This is a genomic window from Halomonas cibimaris (assembly GCF_055379665.1).
Window position 1 is genome coordinate 2,406,325 of the sequence record NZ_AP043828.1, and the last position, 16,018, is coordinate 2,422,342.

General features: G+C 64.0%; 12 protein-coding genes. 5 read left to right on the forward strand and 7 right to left on the reverse strand.

Translation table 11 applies throughout. The annotated features are described in order from the left end of the window. Positions 1-12 precede the first annotated feature (12 nt). Positions 13-1,692: a glutamine--tRNA ligase/YqeY domain fusion protein gene (locus ACZ415_RS11245; RefSeq protein ID WP_344704767.1), complete on the reverse strand. Its 1,680-nt coding sequence runs from the start codon at positions 1,690-1,692 to the stop codon at positions 13-15. A gap of 147 nt (positions 1,693-1,839) precedes the next feature. Between ACZ415_RS11245 and ACZ415_RS11250 the strand changes: the two genes are divergently transcribed. Together ACZ415_RS11250 and ACZ415_RS11255 are read left to right on the forward strand one after the other, a co-directional pair. Continuing rightward, positions 1,840-2,364 carry a peptidylprolyl isomerase gene (locus tag ACZ415_RS11250; protein ID WP_344704768.1) on the forward strand — a complete coding sequence of 175 codons (525 nt, stop codon included), beginning with the start codon at positions 1,840-1,842 and terminating at the stop codon, positions 2,362-2,364. 13 nt (positions 2,365-2,377) lie between these two features. Beyond that, the gene (locus tag ACZ415_RS11255; protein ID WP_344704769.1) at positions 2,378-3,163 is read left to right on the forward strand and encodes a UDP-2,3-diacylglucosamine diphosphatase; all 786 of its coding nucleotides are present in this window, start codon (positions 2,378-2,380) and stop codon (positions 3,161-3,163) included. Between the two features lie 89 nt (positions 3,164-3,252). On the opposite strand, the gene rpsA is transcribed toward ACZ415_RS11255, so the two are convergent. The 6 genes from rpsA to gyrA all read right to left on the reverse strand — a co-directional run bounded on the left by rpsA (position 3,253) and on the right by gyrA (position 12,997). Then, positions 3,253-4,929 carry a 30S ribosomal protein S1 gene (gene rpsA, locus ACZ415_RS11260; protein ID WP_344704770.1) on the reverse strand — a complete coding sequence of 559 codons (1,677 nt, stop codon included), beginning with the start codon at positions 4,927-4,929 and terminating at the stop codon, positions 3,253-3,255. Between the two features lie 196 nt (positions 4,930-5,125). After that, the gene (cmk, locus tag ACZ415_RS11265) at positions 5,126-5,815 is read right to left on the reverse strand and encodes a (d)CMP kinase (protein ID WP_344704771.1); all 690 of its coding nucleotides are present in this window, start codon (positions 5,813-5,815) and stop codon (positions 5,126-5,128) included. Continuing rightward, positions 5,805-8,078, reverse strand: coding sequence for a bifunctional prephenate dehydrogenase/3-phosphoshikimate 1-carboxyvinyltransferase (locus ACZ415_RS11270; protein ID WP_344704772.1), 2,274 nt, complete (start codon positions 8,076-8,078; stop codon positions 5,805-5,807). The genes cmk and ACZ415_RS11270 overlap by 11 nt, the downstream gene beginning before the upstream one ends. Before the next feature lie 5 nt (positions 8,079-8,083). Beyond that, positions 8,084-9,178: a prephenate dehydratase gene (gene pheA, locus ACZ415_RS11275; RefSeq protein WP_344704773.1), complete on the reverse strand. Its 1,095-nt coding sequence runs from the start codon at positions 9,176-9,178 to the stop codon at positions 8,084-8,086. Between the two features lie 5 nt (positions 9,179-9,183). Further along, entirely contained in the window at positions 9,184-10,287 is a 1,104-nt protein-coding gene (gene serC, locus ACZ415_RS11280) for a 3-phosphoserine/phosphohydroxythreonine transaminase (protein ID WP_344704774.1), read from the reverse strand. After that, positions 10,277-12,997: a DNA gyrase subunit A gene (gene gyrA / locus ACZ415_RS11285; protein ID WP_344704775.1), complete on the reverse strand. Its 2,721-nt coding sequence runs from the start codon at positions 12,995-12,997 to the stop codon at positions 10,277-10,279. The genes serC and gyrA overlap by 11 nt, the downstream gene beginning before the upstream one ends. Before the next feature lie 337 nt (positions 12,998-13,334). Here gyrA and ACZ415_RS11290 point away from each other — a divergent pair, with 337 nt between their 5' ends. From ACZ415_RS11290 to ACZ415_RS11300, 3 genes are all read left to right on the forward strand, one after another. Further along, positions 13,335-14,261, forward strand: a complete 927-nt coding sequence (locus ACZ415_RS11290; RefSeq protein ID WP_344704776.1) for a recombination-associated protein RdgC — start codon at positions 13,335-13,337, stop codon at positions 14,259-14,261. Positions 14,262-14,346: 85 nt separating this feature from the next. Then, entirely contained in the window at positions 14,347-15,522 is a 1,176-nt protein-coding gene (locus tag ACZ415_RS11295; RefSeq protein WP_344704777.1) for a 1-acyl-sn-glycerol-3-phosphate acyltransferase, read from the forward strand. A gap of 119 nt (positions 15,523-15,641) precedes the next feature. After that, positions 15,642-15,923 (forward strand): hypothetical protein, encoded by a 282-nt coding sequence (locus ACZ415_RS11300; RefSeq protein WP_344704778.1) that lies wholly within the window; start codon positions 15,642-15,644, stop codon positions 15,921-15,923. Positions 15,924-16,018: the final 95 nt, after the last annotated feature.

Sequence of the window (16,018 nt, forward strand, 5' to 3'; positions counted from 1 at the left end):
CCTCAATCGGGCTTAGCCTTTCTTTTTGATTTTCGCCCAGGTGTCCTTGAGCCCCACGGTGCGGTTGAACACCAGATGCTCAGGCGTTGAGGCGTGCCGGTCGGCGCAGAAATAGCCCACGCGCTCGAACTGAAAACGCGATTCGGGCGTTGCCTCGGCCAGGCTTGGCTCACCGATGGCGCGGCAGGTCACCAGCGACTCAGGGTTTAGATGTTCAAGGAAGTCGGCGTCCTTGTCCCGGTCGGGCTGCTCCACGGTGAAGAGATTGTCGTACAGGCGCACCTCCATGGGAATGCCGTGCACCGCGCTGACCCAGTGCAGCACGCCCTTGACCTTGCGCCCTTCCGGATTTTTGCCCAGCGTATCGAAGTCGACCGAGCAGCGCAGCTCCGCGATTTCGCCGGCGGCGTCCTTGATGACCTCGTCGCAGCGGATGACGTAGCTGTTGCGCAGGCGCACTTCCTTGCCCGGCGCCAGGCGGAAGAACTTTTTCGGCGGCTCTTCCATGAAGTCGTGGTGGTCGATGTAGAGCTCGCGGGTCAGCGGCACTCGGCGCACGGCCATATCGTCCCGCGCGGGGTGGCCGGCGACGCTGTAGGTTTCCTCGAAGTCTTCCGCGACGTTGGTCAGCACCACCTTCAGCGGGCGCAGCACGCACATGGCGCGGGGGGCGTTGTCTTCCAGGTCGGAACGGATGGCGTGGGTGAGCATGGCGATATCCACCAGCCCGCTGTCCGAGCGGCTGACGCCGACCATGTCGCAGAACTTGCGAATGGAAGCCGGCGTATAGCCCCGGCGGCGCATGCCCGAGATCGTCGGCATGCGCGGGTCGTCCCAGCCGTCAACGAAGCCTTCGTCCACCAGCAGTTTGAGCTTGCGCTTGGAGGTCAGCGTGTAGTTGAGGTTCAGCCGGGCAAACTCGGTCTGGCGCGGCCGGGCCGGCACCGGCAGGTTGTCTAAAAACCAGTTGTACAGCGGCCGGTGATCCTCGAACTCCAGGGTACACAGCGAATGGGTCACGCCTTCAACGGCATCGGACTGGCCGTGGGTGAAATCATAGGACGGGTAGATGTGCCATTTGTCGCCGGTCTGGTGGTGGGTGGCGTGGCGAATGCGGTAAAGGATCGGATCGCGCAGGTTGATATTGGACGAGGCCATGTCGATCTTGGCGCGCAGCACACGGCCGCCTTCGGCAAACTCGCCCTGGCGCATGCGCTCCAGCAGATCGAGGTTTTCCTCCACGCCGCGCTCGCGGTACGGGCTGGGCGTGCCCGGCTCGGTGAGCGTGCCGCGGTAGTCGCGAATTTCATCCGGCGAGAGATCATCGACATAGGCCTTGCCCTCGCGCACCAGATGCTGCGCCCAGGCGTAGAGCTGGTCGAAGTAGTCTGACGCAAAACGCACCGGGCCTGCCCATTCAAAGCCCAGCCAGTGCACGTCTTCCTTGATGGCATCGATATAGGCCTGCTCTTCCTTGGCCGGGTTGGTGTCATCAAAGCGCAGGTGGCACTGCCCGCCGGTTTCCTCGGCCAGGCCGAAGTTCAAACAGATCGATTTGGCATGGCCGATATGCAAAAAGCCGTTCGGCTCCGGGGGAAAGCGCGTCACGATGCGTTCGACCTGGCCGCCCGCAATCTCCTCAAGGACCTGGTTGCGGATAAAGTTGGGCGCTTTAGGGGTCTCAGTGGTCATGGTGGCGTTGGAAACCTCGTAGTCGATGGCGTGCCGGCCTTCGCGGTACCGGGCAAAACCGGTATTATAACGTGACGCCGATGCTTAGGGCCAAGGCTAATGCCCGGTTTAAACGCGGCGACGCTTTTAATGAACAGGAATGTATCCATGATCGTACTGCAGACCAACTACGGTGATATCACCGTTGAACTCCATCACGACAAGGCGCCGAAAACCGCGGCCAACTTTGAACGCTACGTGCGCGACGGCTTTTACGACGGCACGCTGTTTCACCGGGTTATCGACGGCTTCATGGTCCAGGGCGGCGGCTTTGACCAAAACTTCAATCAAAAGCCCACCCGCGCGCCCATCAACAACGAAGCCGACAACGGCCTGAAAAACGTCAAGGGCGCGCTGGCCATGGCGCGCACCCAGGATCCGCACTCCGCCACCGCGCAGTTTTTCATCAACGTAGGCGACAACGATTTTCTCAACCACACCGGCAAAAACCTTCAAGGCTGGGGCTATGCCGTCTTTGGTGAAGTCGTCGACGGCATGGACGTGGTCAATACGATCAAGGCGGTGGCCACCACGCGCCGCGGCATGCACGCTGACGTCCCCGCTGAAGACGTGATCATTGAACGCGCCTATGTAACAGACGCGGCCCGAGACACGCCCCAGGATGACGGCTAATCCGGAGAGCCCCATGCGCACGCTGCTGGTTGCCGATCTGCATCTGAGCGAGCACACGCCGGGTACGGTGCAAGGCTTTATCCGCTATCTGGAAACGACCGCTCAGGGCGCGCAGGCCCTGTATATTCTCGGCGATCTTTTCGATGCCTGGCCGGGCGATGACCTTCTCGACCAGCCGCACCCGCTTGCCGACATCGCCCACCGGGTAATCGACGCGCTGCGCCGTCTGGCCAGTAGCGGCACGGCTGTCTACTTCATGCACGGCAACCGTGATTTTCTCATCGGCGAGCGTTTTGCCCGCTGCTGCCGGGCGGCGCTGCTGCCTGAGGTTCAGGCCGGCAAGCTGCACGGCGTCCCGGTGGTACTGCTGCACGGCGACAGCCTGTGCACCCGGGACGACGCCTACATGGCGTTTCGTCGCCAGGCGCGCGACCCTGTCTGGCAGGCGCAAATGCTGGCCATGCCTTTTGGCGAGCGCGTGGCACTGGCCCAGCGGCTGCGAGAGCAGTCCGGTGAGGCCAACGCCACCAAAGCGGAAGCCATCATGGATGTCACACCGTCCGACGTCGTGGACCTGATGGCAGAGCACGGCGTGGCCACAATGATCCACGGCCACACCCATCGCCCCAAGGTTCACGACCTGACGGTGGAAGACCGGCCGGCAAAACGCTACGTACTCGGCGACTGGAGCGAGCAGCACGGCTGGGACATCGTGATAGCCGCCGATGCCGATCAGGCCAAGCCGCGCCTGCGTCAGTTCTCTCTGGACGCCCTGCCCGCAGCAAGCGGGCTGCAATAAAAACTGCGATAAAAAAACGCCGCCCTTCAGGGCGGCGTTGGATCATGCGTTGCCAGGCACTATGCGCTGCCGGCAAACCGTCAGACGGGTTAGTCCTGTCCCATCTGCTGCTTGATCAAATCACCGATGGTCGTGGCACCGCCGGCATCCTGATCCTGTTCGCGCAGCTTTTTCATGTTCTGGCGCGTGTCGTCTTGATCCTTGGCCTTGACCGAGAGGTTGATCTGGCGGCTCTTGCGGTCAACGCTTACGATGCGCGCCTCGACGCTGTCGCCTTCGCTGAGCACGTTGCGCGCATCTTCCACGCGATCGGCGCTGATTTCGGAAGCCTTGAGCACGGCAACCACGTCGGTGGCCAGCTCAACCTGCGCCTGCTTGGCATCAACTTCAACAACGCGGCCGGTCACAATGGTGCCCTTGTCGTTGACAGACAGGAACTCGGCAACCGGGTCGGTATCCATCTGCTTGATGCCCAGCGAAATGCGCTCGCGCTCGGGATCAATGGAGAGGATAACGGCTTCGGCTTCGTCACCTTTCTTGAACTGGCGCACGGCTTCCTCGCCGGGCTCGGTCCAGGAAATGTCGGACAGGTGTACCAGCCCGTCGATACCGCCGGGCAGGCCGATGAAGATACCAAAGTCGGTGATCGACTTGATGGTACCGGAGACGCGATCGCCCTTGTTGTACTCGGCGTTGAAGGTTTCCCACGGGTTCGGAGTGCACTGCTTGATACCCAGGGAAATACGACGGCGCTCTTCGTCGATATCCAGCACCATGACGTCAACGTCGTCACCCACCTGCACCACCTTGGAGGGGTGGATGTTTTTGTTGGTCCAGTCCATTTCGGAGACGTGTACCAGCCCTTCGACGCCCTCTTCCAGCTCGGCAAAGCAGCCGTAGTCGGTGAGGTTGGTGACGGTGGCGTGCACCTTGGTGCCTTCCGGGTAGCGGCCCTTGATGTTGACCCACGGATCTTCGCCCAGCTGCTTGAGCCCCAGCGATACGCGGTTACGCTCGCGGTCAAACTTGAGCACCTTGACGTTGATTTCATCACCCACGGCGACGATCTCGGACGGATGCTTGATGCGCTTCCAGGCCATGTCGGTGATGTGCAGCAAACCGTCCACGCCGCCAAGGTCGACGAAGGCGCCGTAGTCGGTCAGGTTCTTGACGATACCCTTGATCTGCTGGCCTTCCTGCAGCGTGGCGAGCAGCGCTTCGCGCTCGGCGCTGTTTTCGGCTTCAAGCACTGCGCGACGCGAAACCACGACGTTGTTACGCTTGGGATCGAGCTTGATGACCTTGAAGTCCAGCTCTTTGTTTTCCAGGTGCGTGGTGTCGCGCACCGGACGAACGTCCACCAGCGAGCCGGGCAAAAAGGCGCGGATGGAGTCGACGTCGACGGTGAAACCGCCCTTGACCTTGCCGTTGATCACGCCTTTGACGATTTCGTCTTTTTCGAAGGCCGCTTCCAGCACTTTCCACGCCTCGGCGCGCTTGGCCTTCTCACGAGACAGGCGGGTAGCGCCGAAACCGTCTTCAACGGCCTCAAGAGCAACGTGTACGTCGTCGCCGACGGCAATGGCAAGCTCGCCGTTTTCGTCGAGGAATTGCGACGCCGGAATCTGGCCTTCGGACTTCAGACCGGCGTTAACGGTAACCCAGTCACCGTCAATGTCGACAACCTGGGCCGCGACGATGGCGCCGGGCTCCATGTTGATGTCGTTAAGAGACTGTTCAAACAGTTCAGCAAAGCTTTCGCTCATGGTGTTCCTACGTGATCAACGTTGTTTGAGGCACGATGTGCCTTCTCCGTACCACCAGCGAGTACGGGCCTAATGTCACTCTGCCTTTGCGGGCGTTAACGCTGGTTAGACCTGGTCGGGCTCATCGTGTGTGAGCTATCTGCCCGGCCACGCCGTGACGCCGCAGCAAAGGCGCCGCAAGGGAGAATCAGGTGCCTTACGCCATGCCTCGACGGGCCAGCAGTTCGGTCAGCTGTTCCACCACTTCCGGTATACTCAGGCGCGTGGTGTCAAGGGTTACGGCATCGTCTGCCGGCTTGAGCGGTGCCACGCTGCGCTGCGTGTCGCGTGCATCGCGTGCCTGAATCTCCTGCAAAAGACTCGAAAGATTAGCATCCACACCGGCTTGGCGCAACTGCGCGTAGCGCCGCCGGGCGCGCTCTTCGGCGCTTGCGGTCAAAAATATCTTCAATCCCGCCTCGTGGAAAACCACCGTGCCCATGTCGCGCCCGTCGGCCACCAGCCCCGGGGGCTGGCAGAAATCGCGCTGGCGCTTGAGCAGCGCTTCGCGCACCGCGGGCACGGCGGCCACCTGAGAAGCACGCTCGCCGGCCTGCTCGGTGCGAATCGCGCGGGTCACGTCTTCGCCTTCGAGCAGCGTCTGCACGGCACCGTCGGCTACCGGAAAGGCCACGTCAAGGTTTTCGGCGACTTCAGCCAGGCCGGCTTCGTCGTCCAGCGCCACGCCGTGCTTGCCGGCGGCAAAAGCGGTCAGCCGGTACAGCGCGCCGCTGTCCAGCAGGTGCCAGCCCAAACGCTCAGCGATCAGGCTGCTGACCGTGCCCTTGCCGGCACCGCCGGGGCCGTCCACGGTGACAACCGGTACGGGGGCGTCGTTAACGCACATGGCCACCCTCCGCGTCTAGCCCCATGCCGATACGCCGGGCGAGCTCGATAAAGTCAGGGAAAGACGTGGCGACGTTGGCGCAGTTATCAATCACGATATCGTCGCTTGCACGCAGCGCAGCGACGGCGAATGCCATGGCGATGCGGTGATCCCCCAGGCTGTCGATACGCCCGCCGCCGTAGCTGGCAGCCGAGCCGTCGCCGTTGCCGACAATATCGATGCCGTCGTCCAACAGGGTGTGCGCCACGCCCAGCGTCGCCAGGCCGTCGGCCATGGCGGCAAGCCGGTCGGATTCTTTCACCCGCAGCTCGGCAGCATCGCGCAGTCGGGTAGTGCCGGCGGCGTTGGCCGCGGCGATAAACAGCGCGGGAAACTCGTCGATGGCCAGCGGCACCTGTTCCACCGGGATGTCGACGGCCTTGAGCGGAGCATGGCGCACGCGGATGTCCGCCACCGGCTCGCCGCCCACTTCGCGCTCGTCAACCAGCTCAAGGTTCGCGCCCATCAGCTTGAGGATATTGATGATCCCGGTGCGGGTGGGGTTGATGCCCACGTGCTCCAGAGTGAGGTCCGATCCCGGGGTAATCGCCGCGGCGACCATGAAAAACGCCGCCGAGGAAATATCCGCCGGCACGTCGATGGGGCCGGCGGTCAGGCGCTTGCCGCCGGTTAGCCGGCAGGTGTCGCCGTCGCGCTCGACCGGGTAGCCAAAGCCGCCGAGCATGCGCTCGGTGTGATCCCGCGTGGGTGCCGGCTCGCGCACCCAAGTTTCGCCTTCGGCGTACAGGCCGGCGAGCAGCAGGCAGGACTTGACCTGAGCGCTGGCCACGGGCATGTCGTAATACAGGCCGGTCAGCGCCTGGCCGCCGTGAATTTTCAGCGGCGGGCGGCCGTCTTCGGCGGTGTCGATGACAGCCCCCATGGCGCGCAGCGGCTCGGCCACGCGGTTCATCGGGCGCTTGGTCAGCGAGGCGTCGCCGGCAAGCTCGCTTGAGAACGACTGGCCGGCCAAAAGCCCGGCAAAAAGGCGCATGGCAGTACCGGAGTTGCCCACGTAGATAGGCCCGGAGGGCGCCTTGAGGCCGTGAAGGCCCACGCCGTGAATGACCACCCGGCCCTGGTGGGGGCCTTCAATGGCCACCCCCATTTCGCGAAACGCCTGCAGCGTGGCCAGGCTGTCTTCGCCTTCAAGAAAGCCGGTCACGGTGGTCACGCCGTCGGCAAGGGCGCCGAGCATGATCGAACGGTGGGAAATCGACTTGTCGCCGGGCACGCGCACGCGCCCCCGGGCGCCGCCGCCCGGACGCACCCGGTAGGTCACCTGACTGTGTGGTTGCATGGCATATTCCGTTTGGTAGCTGGTTTTGTTCAGCAGCGATTCAAAATAATGCCGCGCGTGGCTGGCACGGCCAAAGGCGGCGAGCATGGCGTCGCCGTCGCCGGTCTCCACCGCGGCGCGCAGGCGGGAAAGCCCGGCTTCAAAATCGTCCAGCGAGGCCAGCACGGCGTCGCGGTTGGCGGTGAAAATATCCCGCCACATCACCGGGTCGCTGCCGGCGATGCGGGTAAAGTCGCGAAAGCCGCCGGCGGCGTAGCGGAAGATATCCAGCCGGGCGTCCTGACGGGCAAGGGTGTCCACCAGCGAAAACGCCAGCAGGTGCGGCAGATGGCTGGTTTGCGCAAGCACCGCGTCGTGGCGCTCCACGTCCATTTCCAGCACGTTGGCACCGCAACTCTGCCACAGCGCGCGCACCCGGGCGAGCGCGCCGGCGTCGGTATCGGCCTCGGGGGTGAGGATCACGTTGTGCCCGGCATACAGGTCGGGATCGGCCGCGGCCACCCCGCTTTTTTCCGAGCCGGCAATGGGATGGCCAAGCACCAGCGTTTTCGGAACGCGACCGAAGAGCCGACGCGCCGCGTCCCGCACAATGGCCTTGGTGCTGCCTACGTCGGTGACCGTCTGCCCTTTCAGCTCAGGGTTGAGCGCGCGGAGCTCGCCCAGCACGCCGGGGATGGCCAGCACCGGCACCGCCAGCACGATCGTGTCGGCCGCCGGCGCCAGCGCGGCAAGGTCAGTGCCGCCGTCGTCGATCAGCCCCATATCGATGCCGCGCCGAATTTCTCGCGCGTCCGGATCGCAGGCGATCATGCGGCCACGAAAACCGCGCTGACGCAGCCCGGCGGCCAGCGAGCCGCCGATCAACCCCAGCCCCACAATCAGCAGCGTCGCACTCTCTGCCCGGCAGGCAGTGTCTGCACGCATGGCAATCACAGCACGCCCTGAGGGTAGGAGCCCAGCACCTTGAGGTCGGCGGCGCGCAGGCGCACTTCGTCAAGCATTGCCGCCACGCGGGGCTCTTCGTGGTGGCCGACGAAGTCAATGAAAAACACGTAGTTCCACACGCCGCTGCGCGAGGGCCGGGTTTCCAGCCGGGTCATGTCGATCTGGTGGCGATGAAACGGCTCCAGCAGATCGTGCAGCGCGCCGGGCTGGTTGCGCATGGCGACCACCAGCGAGGTTTTGTCGCTGCCGGACAGCGGCGCGTCGCGGTTGCCGATGATCAAAAAGCGGGTGGAGTTGTCCGGGCGATCTTCGACCTTATCGGCGATGACTTCAAGGCCGTAGAGTTTACCCGCCATATCGCCGGCAATGGCGGCGCTGTGCCACTCGGTCTTGACCAGCCTTGAGGCCTCGGCGTTGGAGGCCACGGCCACGCGCTCGGCGTGGGGATAGTGGGCATCCAGCCATTTGCGGCACTGGGCAAACGACTGGGGATGGGAGTAGATCCGCGAGATCTTGTCGCGGCGGGTGTTTTCCCCCACCAGCAGGTGGTGGTGAATGCGCAGCACCACCTCGCCGCAGATATGGATCGACGACTCCAGAAACGTATCCAGGGTATGGTTGACCACGCCCTCGGTGGAGTTTTCCACCGGCACCACGCCGTAGTGCACCGCGCCGGCCTCGACTTCGCGGAACACCTCGTCGATCGCCGCCATGGGCAGGCTCACCGCGCTTTCGCCGAAGTGCTTGAGCGCGGCCTGCTGGGTAAAGGTGCCCTCGGGGCCCAGATACGCCACCTTGACCGGCTGCTCCAGCGCCAGGCAGGCCGACATGACTTCGCGGAAAAGCCGCGCCATTTCCTCGTCGGACAGCGGCCCTTTGTTCATCGCCATGATGCGGCGCAGCACCTGGGCTTCACGCTCGGGACGATAAAATAGCGTAGCGGGGTCTTCTGCAAGCTTGACCTCGGCCACTTCCTGGGCGCACTGAGCGCGTTCGCTGATCAGGTGGAGAATATCGCAGTCGAGCTGGTCGATGCGCTCTCGCAGCGCGTCCAGCCTGGCTGACGCATCAGATGACATGGTGGTTAGCCTTTTCGTTGTTCAAAATCGGCCATGAACGCGGTCAGCGCGTCCACGGCAGCTTCAGGCACCGCGTTGTACAGGCTGGCCCGCATACCGCCCACGCTGCGATGGCCTTTCAGGTTCAACAGCCCGGCGGCGTCGGCCTCGCGCAGAAATTCGCCGTCCAGCCGCGCATCCGCCAGGGTAAAAGGCACGTTCATCCGCGAGCGGTTGGCCGGCGCGATGGGGTTGGCGTAGAACGCGCTTTGATCAATGGCGGCGTAGAGCTTTTCGGCCTTGCGCTGATTGATGGCGTGCATGGCGGCCAGCCCGCCCACGTCGTTTTTCAGCCAGTCAAAAACCAGCCCGGCCAGATACCAGGCGTAGGTAGGCGGCGTATTGAGCATGGAGCCGGCCTTGGCGACGACGCTGTAGCGCATCGGGGTGGGCATGATCGCCTGGGCCTGCTCCAGCAGGTCGTCGCGCACGATAACAAGCGTCAGCCCCGCCGGGCCGATGTTTTTCTGCGCGCCGGCGTAAATCACGCCGAACTGCGACACGTCCAGCGGCTCGGAAAGAATGCTCGACGACATATCGCACACCACCGGCACCTCGACGCCGTCCGGGCGGCGCCCCCGGGGTACGTAGTCAAACGCCAGCCCGCCGATGGTTTCGTTGGCAGCGTAGTGCAGATAGGCGGCGTCGTCGCTCATATCCAGCGCATCCGGGCGCGGCACGGCGACGTTGCCCTCGGCTTCGGTGTTGGCCGCGACGTGCCAGTCCGCACCCAAACGCTGCGCCTCCGTCAGCGCCTTGGTGCTCCAGATGCCGGTCTGAATAAAGTTGGCACGCCCGCCGCGGCCCAGAAGATTCATGGGCAGCATGGAGAACTGCAGCGTGGCCCCGCCCTGCAAAAACAGCACCTTGTAGTTATCCGGCACGCTTAACAGCGTGCGCAGATCGGCCTCGGCGCGTTCGGCAATGGCCGTGAACTCGGGGCTTCTATGGCTCATTTCCATGGTGGAAAGGCCGTAGCCGCGGTAGTCGAGCATTTCATCCCGGGCGCGTTCCAGCACCTTCGTGGGCAGCGCCGCCGGGCCGGCGCAAAAGTTATGCTTACGGCTCATCGCTGCTCTCCTCGCCTGCTGTGTCGGGCATCGCGCGGCCTGTCTCGTTCTCTGTCACCGGGTCAATGGCGGCCGCGTTATCGTCTTCGTCGTCTGCGTTTTCATCGTCCTGTGCGCCCGGCTCGTCCACGCGCACGGTTTTGACCAGGTGCTCGTCTTTGCCCAGGCGGATCAGCATCACGCCCTGGGTGTTGCGCGAGGTGGTGGAAACTTCGTCAACGCGGGTGCGCACCAGGGTGCCGCGGTCGGTGATCAGCATCATTTCATCGCTGTCGTAGACCTGCATGCCGGCCACCAGCGCGCCGTTGCGTTCGCTTGTCTGCATGGCGATCACGCCCTGGCCGCCGCGCCCGCGCAGCGGGAATTCGCCAAGCGAGGTGCGCTTGCCGTAGCCGTTCTCGCTGGCGGTGAGGATGTAGATCGGCGACGGCGCCTCTTCGCCGGCCTCGGCGTCGGCGCCCTCGTCCTCGGCGTCGATCTGCTGGTGCTGGGGAATGATCAGGCTGATGACCTCGGCGCCGTCTTGCAGGCGCATGCCGCGCACGCCCCGGGCGGTACGGCCCATGGCGCGAACGTCGCGCTCCTCGAAACGAATCGCCTTGCCGTTGGACGACAGCAGCATGGCGTGGTCGGTGCCGGAGGTAATCTTGGCCCCCACCAGGCGGTCGTCGTCTTCCAGCTCGATGGCGATCAGCCCTACGCTGCGCGGCCGGGAGAACTGCTCAAGGCTTACGCGCTTGACTGTGCCTTTGGCGGTGGCAAAAAAGATGTAGTGGCTGGCGTCGTAGTCGCGCACCGGCATGATGGCGTTGATCGACTCGCCCTCGTCCAGCGGCAGCAGGTTGACCAAAGGCTTGCCCCGGGAGCCGCGGCTGGCGTTGGGCATTTCGTAGACCTTGAGCCAGTAGACCTTGCCGCGGTTGGAGAACAAAAGCACGGTGTCGTGGGTCGAGGCCACCAGCAGGTGCTCGATGACGTCTTCGTCCTTCATCGCCGTGGCGGACTTGCCGCGCCCGCCGCGGTGCTGGGCCTGATAGTCCGACAGCGGCTGGGTCTTGGCGTAGCCCGAGCGCGACACGGTAACCACCATGTCTTCCTCGGCGATCAAATCCTCGATGGACAGATCCAGATGGCTGGCCTGAATATCGGTGCGGCGTGCGTCGCCGTACTGGTCGCGCACGGCGACCAGCTCTTCGCGGATCACCTCCATCAGCCGGTCCGGCGAGGCTAGAATCGCGGAAAGCTCGGCGATGCGCTCAAGAATGGTGGCGTACTCGGCGAGCAGCTTTTCGGTTTCCAGCCCGGTCAGCCGGTGCAGGCGCAGCTCCAGAATGGCCTGCGCCTGAGGCGGTGACAGCCGGTAGGCGCTCGCCGTCGGATTCAGGCCGTAGCCTTCGTCGAGATCCTCGGGCTTGCACGAAGTAGCCCCGGCGCGTTCAAGCATATCGATGACCTGACCCGGCAGCCAGGTGGCGTCAATCAGCTTTTCTCGGGCGGCGGCGGCGTTGGGCGAGGCCTTGATCAGCTCGATAACCGCGTCAATGTTGGAGATAGCAACGGTCAGGCCTTCGAGGATATGGCCGCGCTCCCGGGCTTTTCTGAGTTCAAACAGCGTGCGCCGGGTGACCACTTCGCGGCGGTGGCGAACAAAGGCTTCCAGCAGCTCTTTGAGATTGAGCGTATAGGGCTGGCCGTTCTCCAGCGCCACCATGTTGATGCCAAAGACGTTTTGCAGCTGGGTCTGGGCGAAAAGATTGTTGACCAGCACCTCGCCGGACTCGCCGCGCTTGGCCTCGATCACCACGCGCAGCCCGTCCTTGTCGGACTCGTCGCGAAGCTCAGCGATGCCCTCAATGCGCTTTTCCTTGACCAGCTCGGCGATTTTCTCGATCAGCCGGGCCTTGTTCACCTGGTAGGGAAGCTCGGTGACGATGATGTGATCGCGGCCGGTCTTGTCGTCGTGCTCGATGGTGTGGCGCGCGCGCACGTACACCCGCCCGCGGCCGGTGCGGTAGGCGTCAAGAATGCCCGCACGGCCGTTGATGATGCCGCCGGTGGGGAAATCCGGCCCCGGCACGTAGTCCATCAGGTCGTCGATGGAAAGCGTATAGTCGTCGATCAGCGCCAGGCAAGCGTCGATGACTTCGTTCATGTTGTGCGGCGGAATGTTGGTCGCCATGCCCACCGCGATGCCCGAGGAGCCGTTGACCAGCAGATTGGGCAGCCGGGTGGGCAGCACGTCAGGAATGCGCTCGGTGCCGTCGTAGTTGTCGACCCAGTCGACGGTGTCTTTTTCCAGATCGGCCAACAGCTCGTGGGAGAGCCTGGCCATGCGCACCTCGGTGTAGCGCATGGCGGCGGCGTTGTCGCCGTCAATGGAGCCGAAGTTGCCCTGGCCGTCCACCAGTACGTGGCGCATGGAAAAATCCTGGGCCATGCGCACGATGGTGTCGTACACCGCGCTGTCGCCGTGGGGGTGATATTTACCGATAACATCGCCGACCACGCGCGCCGATTTCTTGTACGCCTTGTTCCAGTCGTTGCCAAGCTCGTGCATGGCGAACAGCACCCGCCGATGCACGGGCTTTAGGCCGTCGCGCACGTCGGGCAGCGCGCGACCGATAATGACGCTCATCGCATAGTCGAGATACGACTGCTTAAGCTCGTCTTCAATGTTAACGGGCAGAATGTCTCTGGCGATGTCACCCATGAAAGTCAGATCCTTTGCACTGCGTGGTTGAGCACTGCGTTACTTGGCGCTATGCGTACAGCACGGCGAATTAACGACGTGCACGCACAGCGGACAACGGCGCGCAAATATCTGCCCATCATACCATTGCCGGCGGCCCAAGGGCAGCCGCAAGACCGTGCGTGACAGCAGTTTGCTCATGGCGCCTGCCGCCTTGATGCCTGCCGTGGCGCATGCCGCCGGCCGCGATACCACGCCGGATTATCGTGCGAATACCCGGGACAGGCTGGCAGGAAGGAGGCGCTTTCGCCATAATGTGCGCCTTTTCTCCCCCGCAGTTCTCACAAGGACAGGCGACATGTGGTTTAAAAACCTGCTGCTCTACCGCGTGCACGGCGCCCCCGAGATCGATCACACCGCGCTTGACGAAGTGCTTGGCGACCACGCCGCCGTGGCGCTGGGCAGCGCCGACGCCCGGCGGCTGGGCTGGACACCGCCGGCCGGCCGCGCCGGCAACGGCCAGTACGTCCACGACATTCAGGGCCACCGGCTGCTCTCGGCGCTGCGCCAGGAGCGCCTGCTGCCGGCAGCCGTGGTGCGCGAAGAAGTCGAGGAGCGCATAGCCGACATCGAGCAGGCCGAAAGCCGCCGCGTCACACGCCAGGAAAAGACGGCGCTGAAAGAAGAAATCACCGAAGCGCTGCTGCCCCAGGCCTTTATCCGACGCCAGAAAATCGACCTGTGGTGGGACAGCCGCGGCGGGCTTTTAGGCATCAACGCGGCCTCTCGGCCCCGGGCCGAAGAAGTGCTGGATCTGTTGCGCGAAACGCTGGGCAGCTTGAAAGTGACCCCGCTGAGCGCGCAGACCCTGCCCATTCGCGCCATGACCGAATGGCTCGGCGACCCCGGCAGCCGTCCGGCCGATATGCGCCTGGGCGATCAGGTCGAACTCAAGGCCAAGGGCGACGACGGCGTACTGCGCGCCCGTCAGGTGGACCTGGACGGCGACGACATGCAGCAGCTTCTGGAAAGCGGCCGCCAAGCCAGCAAGCTGGCGCTGGGCATCGACGGCCGGCTGAATTTCGTGCTCACCGATGAGCTGGCGCTGAAATCCCTGCGCTTTGGCGATGCGCTGATCGAAGAAGCCGACCACGCCGACGACGGCGACGACGCCCTGGCGCGGCTGGAAACCGACTTCATCCTCATGGCCCAGGCGCTTGCCGATGATACCGCGCGCCTGCTCGAATGGCTGGGCGGCGAAGCGCGCACCGGCGACGCCGCCTGACACCGGCGCACAGGCTTTCGTCTACACAAGCTTTCGTCTACCGCTGCCGCACTACCTTTGCCCTACCGCCGACGGAACGGAACCCATGACGCATCACACAGCACCTTCTCACGCCGCTTCCGACCCCTGGGCGGATATTCGCCCCTATACCGATGCCGAGGTCGAGGCCGTACTCCAGCGCCTGGCCCGGGACAACGAGCTGCTCAACGCGCTGACGCAGTTTCGTCTGCCCAGGCTTGCCAAGCTCGCCCCGCCGCTGGCGCGCCTGCTGGCCAACCGCGCGGTAAGGCGCGAAGTGCAGGGCGTACGCGACGTGCGCGCCTTTCAGCAGCGCATCGCCGGCTATATGAACCGCATGATTCAAAGCAGCACCGATGCCTTTAACGTCGTCGGCCTTGAGCAGCTGGACCCGCACACCGCGTATCTGTTCATCGGCAACCATCGGGATATTTCGCTCGACCCGGCGTTTGTCAACTACGCGCTCTACCAGGCCGGGCGCAACACCGTGCGCATCGCCATCGGCGACAACCTGCTGAAAAAGCCCTACGTCACCGACCTGATGCGGCTCAACAAAAGCTTTATCGTGCCGCGCAGCGCCCGAGGCAAGCGCGCCATGCTGGCCGCCTACCAGAACCTTTCGGACTACATTCGCCACTCGATCACCGCGGACAACCACTCGATCTGGATGGCCCAGCGCGAAGGCCGCGCCAAAAACGGCGTTGACCTCACCGGCCCGGCCATCATCAAGATGCTGACCATGGCCCGGCGGCGCGCCGACAAACAGGCCAGCACCGGCGAGGCCATTGCTGAGCTGCGCATTGTGCCGGTCGCCATCAGCTACGAACTCGACCCTTGCGACGTGCAAAAAGCGCGCGAGCTTTTTGATCTGGACACCCAGGGCGGCTACGCTAAAAGCGAGTTTGAAGATATCGCCTCCATCGTAGCCGGCATCACCGGCGACAAGGGCCGTGTGCAGCTGAACTTTGGCACACCGCTGGGGGCCGACGCCGGCAGCGCTGAGGAAGTCGCCGCCGAGATCGACCGCCAGGTCATCGGCGGCTACCGGCTTTTTCCCACCCACTACCTGGCCCTTGAAGCCCTGGGCGAGGCGCCGGAGCTGGTCTCGCACACGGCCATTACCACAGCCGACCGCGAGCGCTTCGCCAAGCGGCTCGCTGAGGTGCCGGAAGAGCTGCGCCCCTACTGGCTGGCGCAGTACGCCAACCCGGTCAAGCACAAGGCCGGCCGGCTTACGCGCTAGCCGCTTGCGCCCTGCGTGGCAGGGCAAAAAATGCTATGGTCACAGCGCCCTGCGGCCCGGCCCGCGGGGCATGTGCAAGACACGGCATATCAAGGCACGGTGTATCGAGGAGACGACTCATGTCCGCTTCAGAAATTCAGAAAACACGCATTATCAACGAGCTGCAGGGCTTTATCCGCAAGCTGTTACAAGATCCCAACATTCTTGAGCAGTCGCTGGCCGTTGCCCGCCGCGAGCTCGACAACGGCGGCGGCGCCGAGAGCATGGCGCGCGTCGCCAACGAAATCTCCGACACCACCAGCGTGCATATCCCGGAAGATCCCGCCGAGCACTCCGAGGCCGACCGGTTGTTTCTCGCCTTGCTGCGCGAAGTTGTACTCGAAGAGCAGGCGCTTTACTGATCCGGCCACCGGCGGGCTGCGCGCCAGCCCCGGGCACCGCCGCGCTGCGGCGTAGTGCCGGCGCTTTTTCCTTTCCCTAGCCTGACGTTAACGGA